A 13,595-nucleotide genomic window follows, 5' to 3' on the forward strand; every position below is an offset into this window, starting at 1 on the left:
TCTGTCACCTGCCACACAGAATGACATCCAACAGGCAAAAAGCTGGTCAGTTGCACAATGAGGTTCCCTGAAGACTGCCTTATAATGGATTCCATATCCTGTATTACCCGAGTATGTTTACAAGAGTCTTATTGAGCGTCAACTTCAGAGAATTAACCGGGATATATTATTCCGGGATGTTTAATAAACGCGGAGACAGTTATGTCACGTAATAAAGATAAAGAACACGCTACCGAAGCGCTTTTTATTAAAGTTCATGAAAGCGATAACGTAGCAATTATTGTGAATGACAACGGCTTAAAGGCCGGCACCCGATTTGCTAATGGTCTGGAATTAATTGAGCATATTCCGCAAGGCCATAAAGTGGCACTAGAGCCGATTGCCAAAGGCGGCGATATTATCCGTTACGGAGAAGTCATTGGTTATGCAGTACGGGATATTGCGCAGGGCGGATGGATCGACGAATCACTGGTTGAATTACCGGTCGCGCCTGAACTCGACAGCCTGCCGCTGGCCACCCGTGTACCGCCGGAACTGCCACCGCTGGAAGGTTATACCTTTGAAGGTTACCGTAATGCCGACGGCAGCGTCGGCACCAAAAACCTGCTGGGGATCACGACCAGTGTGCACTGCGTGGCGGGCGTCGTAGACTACGTGGTGAAAATCATTGAGCGTGATTTACTGCCTAAATTCCCCAATGTCGACGGTGTCGTGGCGTTGAACCATCTTTACGGCTGCGGTGTGGCGATTAATGCGCCTGCGGCGATTGTGCCGATCCGCACCATCCATAACCTGGCGCTGAACCCAAATTTTGGTGGCGAAGTGATGGTAGTCGGTCTGGGTTGTGAAAAATTACAACCAGAGCGGTTACTGGAAGGCACGCCGGATGTGCAGGCAATCTCACTCGATGACACACACATTGTGCGTTTGCAGGATGAGCAACATGTCGGTTTCCAGTCGATGGTGGACGATATCCTGACCGTCGCACAATTTCATCTGGAACGCCTGAACCGCCGTCAGCGCGAAACCTGCCCGGCTTCAGATCTGGTGGTGGGCACGCAGTGTGGCGGCAGTGATGCTTTCTCAGGCGTAACTGCCAACCCGGCAGTAGGTTATGCATCAGACCTTCTGGTGCGCTGCGGCGCAACGGTGATGTTCTCGGAAGTGACAGAAGTACGCGACGCCATCCATTTGCTGACGCCTCGCGCTGCGGACGTCGACGTGGGTAAGCGTCTGCTGGAAGAAATGGCCTGGTACGATAATTATTTGTCGATGGGCCAGACTGACCGCAGCGCTAATCCGTCTCCTGGCAACAAAAAAGGGGGGCTGGCTAATGTGGTTGAAAAAGCGCTGGGCTCCATTGCTAAATCCGGTACCAGTGCGATTTCTGAAGTGTTGTCACCCGGACAGCGTCCGACCAAAAAAGGCCTGATTTACGCCGCCACACCTGCCAGTGATTTTGTCTGCGGAACCCAGCAGTTGGCTTCGGGGATTACCGTTCAGGTATTCACTACCGGACGCGGTACGCCATACGGTCTGCTCGCCGTGCCTGTGATTAAAATGGCCACACGCACCACACTGGCAAACCGCTGGCATGACCTGATGGACATCAACGCCGGGACAATCGCAACGGGTGATGCCACTATTGAGGATGTGGGCTGGGAACTGTTCCATTTCATTCTGGACATCGCCAGCGGGCGCAAGAAAACCTGGTCAGATACCTGGGGCATCCACAATGCACTGGCGGTGTTTAACCCCGCCCCCGTGACCTGAGTCACCGATCCTCCGATAAACCAAAGGCCAGCAAATGCTGGCCTTTTGATGTTTCTGCACTGAAGAAAAACCTACTGCGCCGCTGCGGCACCGGCTTGTTCTGCACCGACCAGCCCGACTTTCAGATAACCGGCTTTACGCAGGTTATCCATCACGCTCATCAGCGTTTCGTAATCCACACTCTTATCCGCACGGAAGAAAATCGTACTCTGTTTATTGCCCTGAGTACGCTCATCCAGCATGGCGGTCAGATTACTGCTGTTGACCGGTATATCACCGAGAAACAGTTGCTTATCAGCTTTTACCGACAGGAAAATCGGTTTCTCCGGACGCGGCTGTTGTTTTGCCGTCGAAGCCGGTAAATCTACCCGCACATCTACGGTAGCCAGCGGCGCTGCCACCATGAAAATGATCAGCAATACCAGCATGACGTCGATAAAAGGCGTGACGTTGATGTCATGCATTTCACCACTTTCGTCGATATCATCGTTTAACCGAATAGCCATAATCTGTTCTTACCCTACACGTAACTGACCTGTCTGACCGCGTGGCGTATTGCTTTTGCTGGCAGCCAGATCCAAATCACGGCCCTGTAACAGGATTATCTGCGCCGCCACATCGCCGACCTGATGACGATAAGAGGTGATAGTACGGGCGAAAATATTGTAGATCACCACCGCAGGGATGGCCGCAATCAGGCCCACAGCCGTCGCCAGTAAGGCTTCGGCAATACCCGGTGCCACGACCGCCAGATTGGTGGTCTGCGTCTGTGCGATACCGATGAAACTGTTCATGATGCCCCATACAGTACCGAACAGGCCGACGAACGGAGAGATTGCCCCGATGGTCGCCAGAATACCATTGCCACGGCCCATGTGGCGGCCGGCAGCGCTGACGCGGCGCTCAAGGCGGAAACCCGTCCGCTCCTTAATACCGTTGTTGTCAGTTGATCCTGCAGAGAGTTCAAGCTCGTTTTGGGCATCACGGATCATCTGCGCGCTGATGCTGCTGGCGGCAAAACTTTCAGCCTGCTCGGCAGCTTCATCCAGCGTACGAACAGAAGACAACGCGTCAAATTCACGGCGCATACGGCGTTTGCCGGTGAAAACGTCTGCCCCCTTGCTGAATAACAACGCCCAGGTGACCACAGAAGCCAGCAACAGACCGATCATGACGGTTTTCACCACCACATCAGCATGATGGTACATGCCCATAACAGACAAATCGGTTGGAATGACAGGTGCGGTATCCGTTGGTGCGGGTTGCATCACCGGAGCCGCCGTTGCGTCACGGGTTGCCGGTGCTGGGGTATCCGCCGTTGCAGGTTGAGTTGCAGCAGAACTGACGGCTTGTCCAGCCGGCGTCGCCGGTGCCGCCATCGCGTTGCCACTCAGGCCAGCAACCAACATTAACGACATCAGTAATGAGGTCGCCTCTTTCATCTTATTGCGAGCCGTTTTCACGCGTCGCCTCCAGCCAGAATCAGTATGTAGAAAGAATGAATAACGTCGGATGATATCAAAAAAAAACACCTAATTGATAGTCGTTCTCATTATTATTTACATTATCCCGCCTGGCGACCTGCGTGTCATTGACTGATCACAAGGTTTTTCCTTTTTGCACAAAGGATGAACAATTTAATCTCCGTCACATTTCCCGGAAGAATTACACCATTAATCAATCATCTGACACTTATTACCCAAGTCAAAACAATGTTTTAAATATTAAGTAACGGCTTTTTATATTTGTTATAAGTTTGTGATAACGCTCAAATACCGCGCAATAAAAAATAAGGTAATGTGCTTCTACTGGGGAAGACCACACACCGGCACCCTATGTATCATTTTAATTTATAAGCTTATTTAGTCATTTTTAACATGGACAGGTTGCACCCCCGGGTACACCGTGTTCGACGCTTGCTCTCATTTATCTTTCCCTTACTGAGTACCCTGGAGACAAACTGATGAAAATGCAAAAAGCACTTCTCAGCCTTTGCCTGAGTTCCGCGACCCTCTTATTTACCCATGGCGTGGCAGCACAAACGCTCAAAGCCGCTGATGTACATCCGCAAGGCTATCCCAACGTAGTCGCCGTCCAGCACATGGGCGAAAAACTGCAAAAGCAAACGGACGGACGCCTCGAGATTAAAACGTTCCCGGGTGGCGTACTGGGTGATGAAAAGCAGGAAATTGAACAGGCACAGCTTGGTGCGCTGGATATTATCCGTGTGTCGATGACACCGGTTGCCTCGATTTTGCCGGAAATTAATGTTTTCACCCTGCCCTACATTTTCCGCGACGAAAATCATATGCATAAAGTACTCGACGGTCAGATCGGTAAAGAGATCGGCGATAAGATCACTAACAACCCGAATTCACGGCTGGTCTTTCTTGGATGGATGGATGGCGGAACACGTAACCTGATCACCAAACAGCCGGTGGTGAAACCGGAAGATTTGCATGGCATGAAAATCCGCGTACAGGGCAGCCCTATTGCACTGGCAACGCTGAAAGCGATGGGCGCAAATCCGGTGGCGATGGGTGTCAGTGAAGTGTTCAGCGGTATGCAGACCGGCGTCATCGACGGCACTGAAAACAACCCGCCCACTTTTGTCGCCCATAATTACCTGCCGGTTGTGAAAAACTACACCTACAGCCGCCATTTCATCATCCCTGAACTGTTCCTGTATTCAAAAGTGAAATGGGACAAGCTGAAACCGGAAGACCAGCAGTTAATCCTCAAACTGGCAAAAGAGGCGCAGGATGAACAACGCGAACTGTGGAAAACCTATAACGAGAAAGCCCTCGCCACCATGAAAGCAGGCGGCGTGAAATTCTATGAAATTGACCCTGCAACCTACGTCAAAGCCACACAATCCGTGCGCGATGAATTCGGTAAAGATCATCAGGAGCTGATGCAGCAAATCGCTGACGTGAAGTAAACCCTGACACTGGCAGTCTGCGGACTGCCTCTTTCTGATCATTCACCGGGGGATTTATGGTTTCGAGTTATCACACCCTGATGGACATTCTTTACCGCTGCGCGATGTGGCTGGCGGGTATCGCTTTGCTGCTGATGGTGGCGGTGATCCCCATTGGGATCTTTGCCCGCTACGTCATGAACAACGCCCTGTCGTGGCCGGAACCGATCGCGATTATGTGCATGGTGACCTTCACGTTTATTGGTGCCGCCGTCAGTTACCGTGCCGGTTCGCACATTGTCGTCGCCATGGTCACTGACCGGCTGCCGCCCGTGCTGAAAAAATTTGCCGCATTGCTTTCTGATCTGATGATGCTGGCGATCAGCGTATTTATTTTCTGGTACAGCCTGCAATTATGCAGCGAACTCTGGCAGCAGCCGGTGGCGGAATTTCCGTTGCTGACTGCCGGGCAAACCTATCTGCCTCTGCCTCTCGGTTCTGCGCTGACGCTGTTATTCATCATTGAGCAGATCATTGCCGGCCCGCAACATCAGCGGCCTGTAGTGATACTGGGCAACTCTGACGCCTGACCGGAGCCTGTTATGGACGCGATAATCTTGTTGTTAACGCTGGCGGTAATGCTGGCGATTGGCGTGCCGGTCGCCTACGCCGTCGGTCTGAGCGCACTGGTCGGTGCCTGGTGGATTGACCTGCCGTTTGAAGCCCTGATGATCCAGCTCACCAACGGCGTGAACAAATTTTCCCTGCTGGCGATCCCGTTTTTCATTCTGGCGGGCGCGATCATGGCCGAGGGAGGGATCGCCCGCAGGCTGGTCAGTTTTGCCTACATCTTTGTCGGGTTTATCCGCGGCGGGCTGTCGCTGGTGAATATCGTGGCCTCGACATTTTTCGGTGCGATCTCTGGTTCCTCAGTGGCCGATACTGCCTCGATCGGATCGGTGATGATCCCGGAAATGGAAAAAAAGGGCTATCCGCGTGACTTTGCGGCGGCCGTCACTGCCAGCGGCTCGGTACAGGCGATCCTGACGCCACCCAGCCATAACTCGGTGATTTACTCGCTGGCGACCGGCGGTACGGTGTCGATTGCCGCGCTGTTCATTGCCGGTATTCTGCCCGGTTTACTGCTCAGCCTGACGCTGATGGTGATGTGCGTAATGTTCGCGCACAAGCGCGGCTATCCGAAAGGCGAACGTGTGCCGTTCCGCCAGGCGCTGAAGATTTTTATCGACACGCTGTGGGGGCTGATGACCGTAGTCATCATCATGGGCGGTATTCTCAGCGGAATATTTACCGCGACGGAATCCGCAGCGATTGCGTGTTTGTGGTCGTTCTTCGTCACCATGTTTATCTATCGCGATTACAAATGGAATGAGCTGCCCAAGCTGCTGTATCGCACGGTGAAAACCGTCAGTATCGTGATGATCCTGATAGGGTTTGCTGCCAGCTTTGGCGCGGTCATGACCTACATGCAATTGCCGATGCGCATCACCGAATTCTTCACTTCGATCTCCGACAACAAGTACGTGATCCTCATGTGGATCAATATCATGCTGCTGGTGATCGGCACGCTGATGGACATGGCACCGATCATTCTGATCCTGACGCCGGTACTGTTACCTGTGGTGTTATCGCTCGGCATCGACCCGGTGCATTTTGGCATGATCATGCTGGTGAACCTGGGCATTGGCCTGATCACCCCGCCGGTCGGCTCGGTATTGTTTGTCGCCAGCGCGGTGAGCAAGCAAAGCATTGAGCATGTCGTCAAAGCCATGATGCCGTTCTATTGCATGCTGTTTATGGTGCTGATGCTGGTGACATACATCCCCACTATTTCACTGTTCCTGCCCAAACTGTTTGGCGTCTATACCGGCTGACGCCAAACCGGTTTCTCCCTTGCCCGTCGTCATGACGGGCTTTTTTCTGCACAGTTGGCTGAAATTTTCTCATCCATCAGCCAAAAGCCTGACCCCATAAATTCATCATGTTAAGTTAATTACATATCCGCGGATGCCAGAGCACACCGCGCAACAAAACAGGGTGAAATACGGATTATGTCGTCAAAAAAAATTGAAACCACACTGGTCAGCGCCGGACGGAACAAGAAATTTACGCAGGGTTCAGTGAATACCGTGATTCAACGCGCCTCATCACTGGTGTTTGAAACCGTGGCGGATAAAAAACATGCCACTGCTAACCGCGCCAATGGCGAGTTGTTTTACGGACGCCGGGGCACCCTGACGCATTTCTCCTTCCAGGAAGCGATGGTGGAACTGGAAGGGGGCGAGGGTTGTGCACTGTATCCGTGTGGCGCAGCGGCAGTCAGTAACGCGGTGCTTTCATTTGTCAGCAGCGGCGACCACATTCTGGTTGCGGGTTCGGCTTACGAACCCACCCAGGATTTCTGTGAAAAAGTACTGAAAAAACTTGGCGTATCCACGACCTATTTTCCAGCCAATATCGGCGCGGGGTTAGGTTCGCTGATGCAGCCCGACACTAAAGTAGTATTTCTGGAATCACCAGGCTCAATCACCCTGGAAGTCCCCGATATTCCGGCAATGGTGAAAGCCGTGCGGGCAGTGAACCCGGAGGTTGTCATCATGATCGACAATACCTGGGCGGCAGGTATTTTGTTTAAAGCGCTGGAATTCGATATCGATATTTCAATTCAGGCAGGCACCAAATATATCGTCGGTCATTCTGATGCCATGATCGGCACCGCTGTATCGAACGCACGCTGCTGGGATCAACTGCGGGAGCAGTCGTATCTGATGGGGCAGATGGCGGATGCTGATACCGCTTACGTCGCGAGTCGCGGTTTGCGCACCCTGAGTGTGCGGCTTAAACAACATGCAGAAAGCAGTATCCGCATTGCGCAATGGCTGGCAGAACGGCCCGAAGTGGCGGTAGTTAATCATCCCGCATTACCCGGCAGCAAAGGCCATGAATTCTGGAAACGTGATTTCACCGGCAGCTGTGGCCTGTTCTCTTTTGTACTGAAACAGCGCCTGAGCAAACAGCAACTTTCCGATTATCTCGATCACTTCGAGCATTTCAGTATGGCCTATTCCTGGGGTGGGTTTGAATCGTTGGTTTTAGCCAATCAGCCGGAAGAAATCCAGGCGATACGCCCGGCAGAAACCGTCGATTTCACCGGTACGCTGGTACGGTTGCATATCGGGCTGGAAAATTGTGACGACCTGATCGCCGATCTTTCAACAGCCTTTGAACGGATTGCGACATCCTGATCCGCAGAGATTGCGACACACCGCGCAGATCGGTAAGGTGTCTGACGTATTTTCGTTCGCAAAATGAGAATAATCTGTAAGCTCTCAGGAGTCCCGGTCACCTCTGCCGGGGCATTCTGTCTTTTTCCCAGGAGCCTCAGATCAACGTCTTCTGGCGTAAATCGCGATACACTGGTAAGCGACAGTTTTTAATGAACAGAAACAGGACAGAATATGGCCGTTATTTGCGACATTTTTCATGCGCTCTGGCAGCATGATTTCAGTATGCTCGCCGACCCGAAACTTCTCTGGGTGATTTACGCTGTTCTGTTCGCCACGCTTTTTCTTGAAAACGGGCTGCTTCCCGCCTCTTTCCTGCCCGGTGACAGCCTGCTGCTGCTGACCGGCGCGCTGATTGCCAAAGGTGTCATGAGCTTCGTGCCGACCCTGATTATTCTGGTCACCGCTGCCAGTCTGGGCTGCTGGCTGAGCTATATTCAGGGCCGCTGGCTCGGTCATACCCGCCTGGTGAAAGGCTGGCTGCTGCAACTTCCTGCGCACTATCATCAGCGCGCACATCATATGTTTACTCAACACGGGCTGATGGCACTGCTGGTTGGCCGTTTTCTGGCGTTTGTCCGCACCCTGCTGCCTACCATGGCGGGCATCTCCGGACTGAACAATGCCCGCTTCCAGTTCTTTAACTGGCTGAGCGCCATTCTGTGGGTCGGTGTGGTGATCACTCTCGGGTTCGCGCTGAGCCACATTCCGCTGGTCAAACGCCATGAAGATCAGGTCATGGCGGGATTGATGATTTTACCGCTTCTGTTGCTGGTGATGGGGCTGGTTGGCGGGCTGGTGGTGGTATGGAAGAAACGCAAATGTCGTGCCTGAGCGTACTGCTCAGGCTTTAAACGCCACATCCGCTAACGCCAGCACTCCGGAACTCCCTTCACGCAGACGCGCCATCTCATCACTCGGCGTGACGCCAAAGTAACGCTTAAATTCACGACTGAATTGTGAGGCGCTTTCATACCCGACCTGTAATGCCGCTACGCTGGCTTTCACGCCATCAAAAATCATCAGCGTCCGCGCCCGGTGCAAACGATAGGTTTTCAGGTACTGCAACGGCGAGGTGCTGGTCACGGCTTTGAAGTTATGGTGAAACGCAGAAACACTCATGTTCACTTCGCTGGCCAGCGCTTCCACACTCAGATTATCGGCGTACTGCGCTTCTATCCGGCGTAGGGATTTGGCTATCTGGCTGAAATGTGTGTGGCGGTTAACCAGCGCCTGTAACGCCCCGCCATTCTCACTGGTCAGAATAAAGAACAGGATCTCGCGAATAATCTTTGGCCCGAGAATGCGGGCATGCAACGGCTTATCCATTACATCCAACAGGCGCTCTGTGGCACATAAAATATCGCCATCCAGTACGCCGGAATTGATACCGGTGGAAGGCTCTTTCTGACGCACCACGCTTTCGTCGCCCATATCCATCAGTAAATCCTGCAACATCAGGTTATCAATACTGATCTGAATACCGGCCAGCGGCTCCCCGGGACTGCTGAAGGTTTCACATTCGAAAGGCAGCGGTACGGTCAGCATCAGATAATTGTGCGGGTCGTAAGAAAAGGTTTTCTTGCCCAGATATCCGACTTTCCGCCCCTGAAAAAGGATCACGATACCGGGATTATAGAGAACCGGCTGGCGCGGATGGTAACGCGTGGTGTACATCAGCGTTACCTGCGGTACTGCCGACGGCGTCAGGTTTTTATCACCGCTGAGTTGAGCAACTCTGGCTGCCATGCGGGCGCACAGACTGTTCACGTTTTCCATCCTTCTGCTTCCCCATATTCAATAAACTGGCAGTGATTCTGCCATAACACTCTAATTTCCTACAGAGACAAGCAGAATCAGGCAAGACTCCGGCAGAAATGGGCATCTTGCTGCCGCCAATTTTCTCTTACAGTTAATGTCGCCTTCCACAGCGGGATACCCCTGCATAAATGCGATGAACTGCTAGTCTGTATGAACGCACTTTTCATTCGCTGATTGTGAGCGACCTTCGGTCACCGGCTCTTTTTTCTGATAACTTCTTATTTCAATTCACTATTCATCTAACCCGAGACTTCGGAGGATATTATGTCTGCACCTACCGCTGCTGAGAATACCTTTAACGCCTGGGCCGCTGCAGGCCCGAATCAGCCACTTGAAGCTTTCCCGTTCGATGCCGGCCCGATTGGCGATGAAGAAATTGAAGTCGCCATTGATTACTGCGGTGTTTGCCATTCGGATTTGTCGATGCTCAACAACGACTGGGGAATCACGCAGTATCCATTCGTACCGGGCCATGAAGTGGTCGGCAAAATCGTCAAAATAGGTAACCATGCGCAAAACAAAGGGCTGAAAGTCGGCCAGATTGTCGGCGTGGGCTGGAACCGTGGCAGTTGTATGCATTGCCACCCTTGCATGTCCGGCGATCAGCACCTTTGTCATGACGTGGAAGCCACCATCATCGGCCATCACGGCGGCTTTGCTGACCGCATCCGCAGCCACTGGGCGTGGGCGATCCCGCTGCCGGAAGGCGTGGATATCACCAGCGCCGGTCCGTTGTTCTGTGGAGGTATTACCGTCTTCAACCCGCTGCTGCAATTTGGCGTACTGCCTACTCACCGCGTCGGCGTGATTGGTATCGGCGGTTTAGGCCACATGGCGCTACGCTTCCTGAATGCGTGGGGCTGCGAAGTCACCGCGTTTACGTCATCACTGGCCAAACGTGATGAAGCATTGTCACTCGGTGCGCACCGCGTTATCGCCACCCGTGACAGCGGAGAACTGAAGAAAATCGCCGGTCAGCTGGACTTTATTATGGTGACTGCCAATGCTTCGCTGGACTGGGACGCCATTATCGGCGCGCTGGCACCGAAAGGCCGTCTGCATTTTGTGGGCGTGGTGCCGGAAGCTGTACCGCTGCATGTCATGGCGCTTATCAGCAAACAGGCAGAAATCTCCGGTTCACCGACCGGTTCTCCTTCCCGTCTTGCCGACATGCTGGCGTTCTGCGCCCGTCATGAAATCACGCCGCAGGTTGAGCACTTCCCGCTGAGTAAAATTAATGATGCCATCGAACATCTGCATGAAGGGAAAGCGCGCTACCGCGTGGTACTGGATATGCATGCTTAGGCATTTTTTTCACATAAAATAGCTAGCCTGCTCAGCAAGATGCCGTTTCGTTAACTAGACTTAACGGCAATCCCTACACGGTGCCCGCGCATTCCGGCCGGCACTCTGCCCTGAAAGGAGAAACTCATGGCAACGCAACCCATCATCAAACTTCACGATGGCAACCTGATGCCTCAGTTAGGACTTGGCGTATGGAAAGCCAGTAATCAGGAAGCCACCAGCGCGGTGAAAACGGCGATTGAAACCGGCTATCGCCACATTGACACCGCCGCCATTTACAAAAATGAGGAAGGCGTCGGCGAAGCGATTGCCGCTAACCTTGTTCCGCGTGAAGAGCTGTTTATCACCACCAAACTGTGGAATGACGATCAGCTAAACGCGCCACAGGCGCTGGAAACCAGCCTTAAAAAGCTGAAAACCGATTATGTCGATTTGTATCTGATCCACTGGCCACAACCGGCACAGGGTCATTACGTCGATGCCTGGAAAGCCCTGCTGAAACTGAAAGAACAAGGGTTAGCAAAAAGTGTCGGCGTGTGTAATTTCCCGCTGCAACACTTACAGAAGCTGAAAGACGAAACCGGTATTTTCCCTGTGGTCAATCAGATTGAGTTACACCCGCTGATGCAACAGCGCCAGTTGCACGCCTGGAATGCTACCCACACCATCGCTACTGAGTCCTGGAGCCCGCTGGCGCAGGGTGGCAAAGGCGTATTCGATCAGCCCCTGATCCAGAAACTGGCGGAAAAATACGACAAAACCCCCGCGCAGATAGTCATCCGCTGGCATCTGGATAACGGGCTGATTGTTATTCCGAAATCAGTGACGCCAAAACGTATCCGTGAAAACTTCGACGTGTTTGATTTTAAACTGGAGAAGGAGGAACTGGCGGAAGTGACCAAACTGGATAAAGCACACCGTCTGGGGCCGGATCCGGAAAAAGGGCTGTAAATCGTTCCTTTCATGCTTTAAAACTAAAAACCCGCCACGGCGGGTTTTTTATTAGGCAAAACAGGGTTACACCGATGGCTGAACCAGCATATTTCCCGCTGAGCCGCGGTCAGCCAGTTCCAGCGCGCCGCTGCGGTAAACAAACGGAAAATGATCGTACGAAGGCTGGTTGAAATACACCAGCAGTTCGACATCGCCATCCACCCAGACCGTGTCTTTGAAACCGGCATCTTCAACCAGCGGAGCAGCACCGTTGACGCTTTTCACCAGGAAAGACACACCTTCTGCATGGAAGGTCTGCGGCATATCCGCATGAACAGTCCAGCGTTCCCATGTCCCCTGCTGCGCGGTCAGATCGATACGGTTGATATCCCACATCGCGCCGTTGATCCCCGGTTCACTGTCACCGAGACGCAAATCCCGGGTACGGACAACGTTACCGGAAAGGATCTGATCGGCCAGCAAACGCATCGGCAGATTATCTGTCACCAGAGGCAACAGGCCTGTGGGTTTCAGCGTCAGAACAATAGTTGACACCAGAATGCTCGAGGGCTCAAACAGGCCACGTAATCGGTCCATCATCCCCGCGGCTTCACCGGCAGTAATCGAGACATCCTCGCCCTGCGACATATCCACCAGCACTTCGCGGCGTTCTCCCGGCCCGAGCGACAAACGTTTAACGGTCATTGGCGCAGGCAGGAAACCCAGATCAGAAGCCACGACGTGAAACGCACGGTTGTCAGTCATGCTCAGTTCGTAACGACGGGCATTGGATGCATTCAGCAAGCGCAAACGCACCCAGCCCCGCGAAACCTCGACGTAAGGACTTTGCACACCGTTTACCAGCATGGTGTCACCGAAGAATCCGCCTGATGCCGGCGTATCATATTGCGGTACGCCGAAACCATCCAGACGCTTGTCCTGAATAATCAGCGGGAAATCATCTACACCGTAATGATTCGGTAATGGCAGGTTCTTACTGACTTCATCCTCGACAATCCACATGCCCGCCAGACCGTTGTAAACATGCGGCGCCATACGGTCAGGCGTATTGGCATGATACCAGCAGGTCGCGGCAGCCTGACGGATTGGCAACACCGGTGACCAGTCGACACCCGGTTGCATCAGACGCGCTGCGCCACCGGTTAAGGTTCCAGGCTCAAGCAAACCGCTCACGGTCATGGAAACCGGTTCGGCCAGACGGTTGCTGTAAATGAGTTTAACGTCATCGCCGCTGTGCACTTTAACTGTCGGACCGAGGTACATTCCATTAATGCCCCAGACCGGTGCCTTTGCGCCGCCAAGGAATGACCAGTGCGCTGCCTGCAACGTCAGAAACAGCGGTTGCCCACGGCGCGATTCAAGCAGCGGGGGAACAGGTAATGCCGGTTGCGAACCACTCGCTTCTGCTTTTAAAGGCAGAGCACCTGCGGCAAGAGCTACGCCGGAGGCCTGCAGGAACGAGCGACGACTGAGTGACATATCTTCTCCATGAAAACAAAAACATAAACTGTATTGAA

Annotated in this window: 12 protein-coding genes; 8 read left to right on the forward strand and 4 right to left on the reverse strand. The window is 53.0% G+C overall.

All coding sequences use genetic code 11. The features are described 5' to 3' along the window. Positions 1 to 201 precede the first annotated feature (201 nt). Positions 202 to 1,773, forward strand: coding sequence for a galactarate dehydratase (garD, locus tag J1785_RS26115; RefSeq protein WP_129991601.1), 1,572 nt, complete (start codon positions 202 to 204; stop codon positions 1,771 to 1,773). A 71-nt stretch (positions 1,774 to 1,844) separates the two neighbouring features. Here the strand turns inward: garD and exbD are convergent, their stop codons facing one another. Together exbD and exbB are read right to left on the reverse strand one after the other, a co-directional pair. Then, positions 1,845 to 2,279: a TonB system transport protein ExbD gene (gene exbD, locus J1785_RS26120; RefSeq protein ID WP_217221039.1), complete on the reverse strand. Its 435-nt coding sequence runs from the start codon at positions 2,277 to 2,279 to the stop codon at positions 1,845 to 1,847. Between the two features lie 9 nt (positions 2,280 to 2,288). After that, positions 2,289 to 3,215, reverse strand: coding sequence for a tol-pal system-associated acyl-CoA thioesterase (exbB, locus tag J1785_RS26125; RefSeq protein WP_235174233.1), 927 nt, complete (start codon positions 3,213 to 3,215; stop codon positions 2,289 to 2,291). 521 nt (positions 3,216 to 3,736) lie between these two features. On the opposite strand from exbB, the gene J1785_RS26130 reads away from it, so the two are divergent. The 5 genes from J1785_RS26130 (at position 3,737) to J1785_RS26150 (ending at position 8,832) form a co-directional block, all read left to right on the forward strand. Beyond that, on the forward strand, positions 3,737 to 4,714 hold the full coding sequence (locus J1785_RS26130; RefSeq protein ID WP_217138239.1) for a TRAP transporter substrate-binding protein: 978 nt from the start codon (positions 3,737 to 3,739) through the stop codon (positions 4,712 to 4,714). 56 nt (positions 4,715 to 4,770) lie between these two features. Further along, positions 4,771 to 5,283 carry a TRAP transporter small permease gene (locus tag J1785_RS26135; RefSeq protein WP_129954539.1) on the forward strand — a complete coding sequence of 171 codons (513 nt, stop codon included), beginning with the start codon at positions 4,771 to 4,773 and terminating at the stop codon, positions 5,281 to 5,283. 12 nt (positions 5,284 to 5,295) lie between these two features. Further along, on the forward strand, positions 5,296 to 6,588 hold the full coding sequence (locus tag J1785_RS26140) for a TRAP transporter large permease (RefSeq protein ID WP_129954537.1): 1,293 nt from the start codon (positions 5,296 to 5,298) through the stop codon (positions 6,586 to 6,588). A gap of 177 nt (positions 6,589 to 6,765) precedes the next feature. Further along, on the forward strand, positions 6,766 to 7,959 hold the full coding sequence (metC, locus tag J1785_RS26145; RefSeq protein WP_217221040.1) for a cystathionine beta-lyase: 1,194 nt from the start codon (positions 6,766 to 6,768) through the stop codon (positions 7,957 to 7,959). 213 nt (positions 7,960 to 8,172) lie between these two features. After that, positions 8,173 to 8,832: a DedA family protein gene (locus J1785_RS26150; protein ID WP_129954533.1), complete on the forward strand. Its 660-nt coding sequence runs from the start codon at positions 8,173 to 8,175 to the stop codon at positions 8,830 to 8,832. A 9-nt stretch (positions 8,833 to 8,841) separates the two neighbouring features. On the opposite strand, the gene J1785_RS26155 is transcribed toward J1785_RS26150, so the two are convergent. Then, a complete protein-coding gene (locus J1785_RS26155) occupies positions 8,842 to 9,777 on the reverse strand; it encodes an AraC family transcriptional regulator (RefSeq protein ID WP_129954632.1) in 936 nt (311 codons plus the stop codon). 306 nt (positions 9,778 to 10,083) lie between these two features. On the opposite strand from J1785_RS26155, the gene ahr reads away from it, so the two are divergent. Together ahr and dkgA are read left to right on the forward strand one after the other, a co-directional pair. After that, on the forward strand, positions 10,084 to 11,124 hold the full coding sequence (gene ahr / locus J1785_RS26160) for an NADPH-dependent aldehyde reductase Ahr (protein ID WP_217221041.1): 1,041 nt from the start codon (positions 10,084 to 10,086) through the stop codon (positions 11,122 to 11,124). Positions 11,125 to 11,250: 126 nt separating this feature from the next. Further along, complete coding sequence (gene dkgA / locus J1785_RS26165; RefSeq protein WP_217221042.1) at positions 11,251 to 12,075, forward strand: 2,5-didehydrogluconate reductase DkgA; 825 nt, start codon at positions 11,251 to 11,253, stop codon at positions 12,073 to 12,075. A 66-nt stretch (positions 12,076 to 12,141) separates the two neighbouring features. Here dkgA and ftsP read toward each other — a convergent pair whose 3' ends face one another. Then, positions 12,142 to 13,557, reverse strand: coding sequence for a cell division protein FtsP (ftsP, locus tag J1785_RS26170; protein ID WP_129954527.1), 1,416 nt, complete (start codon positions 13,555 to 13,557; stop codon positions 12,142 to 12,144). Between the last annotated feature and the right edge of the window lie 38 nt (positions 13,558 to 13,595).

Origin of the sequence: Rahnella perminowiae (genome assembly GCF_019049755.1) — a bacterium.
In the GTDB taxonomy this organism is placed as follows: Bacteria; Pseudomonadota; Gammaproteobacteria; order Enterobacterales; family Enterobacteriaceae; genus Rahnella; species Rahnella perminowiae.

Coding starts and splice junctions, on each gene's coding strand:
- garD (WP_129991601.1), top strand. CDS start 202: ATGTCACGTAATAAAGATAAAGAACACGCTACCGAAGCGCTTTTTATT.
- exbD (WP_217221039.1), bottom strand. CDS start 2,279: ATGGCTATTCGGTTAAACGATGATATCGACGAAAGTGGTGAAATGCAT.
- exbB (WP_235174233.1), bottom strand. CDS start 3,215: ATGAAAGAGGCGACCTCATTACTGATGTCGTTAATGTTGGTTGCTGGC.
- J1785_RS26130 (WP_217138239.1), top strand. CDS start 3,737: ATGAAAATGCAAAAAGCACTTCTCAGCCTTTGCCTGAGTTCCGCGACC.
- J1785_RS26135 (WP_129954539.1), top strand. CDS start 4,771: ATGGTTTCGAGTTATCACACCCTGATGGACATTCTTTACCGCTGCGCG.
- J1785_RS26140 (WP_129954537.1), top strand. CDS start 5,296: ATGGACGCGATAATCTTGTTGTTAACGCTGGCGGTAATGCTGGCGATT.
- metC (WP_217221040.1), top strand. CDS start 6,766: ATGTCGTCAAAAAAAATTGAAACCACACTGGTCAGCGCCGGACGGAAC.
- J1785_RS26150 (WP_129954533.1), top strand. CDS start 8,173: ATGGCCGTTATTTGCGACATTTTTCATGCGCTCTGGCAGCATGATTTC.
- J1785_RS26155 (WP_129954632.1), bottom strand. CDS start 9,777: ATGGAAAACGTGAACAGTCTGTGCGCCCGCATGGCAGCCAGAGTTGCT.
- ahr (WP_217221041.1), top strand. CDS start 10,084: ATGTCTGCACCTACCGCTGCTGAGAATACCTTTAACGCCTGGGCCGCT.
- dkgA (WP_217221042.1), top strand. CDS start 11,251: ATGGCAACGCAACCCATCATCAAACTTCACGATGGCAACCTGATGCCT.
- ftsP (WP_129954527.1), bottom strand. CDS start 13,557: ATGTCACTCAGTCGTCGCTCGTTCCTGCAGGCCTCCGGCGTAGCTCTT.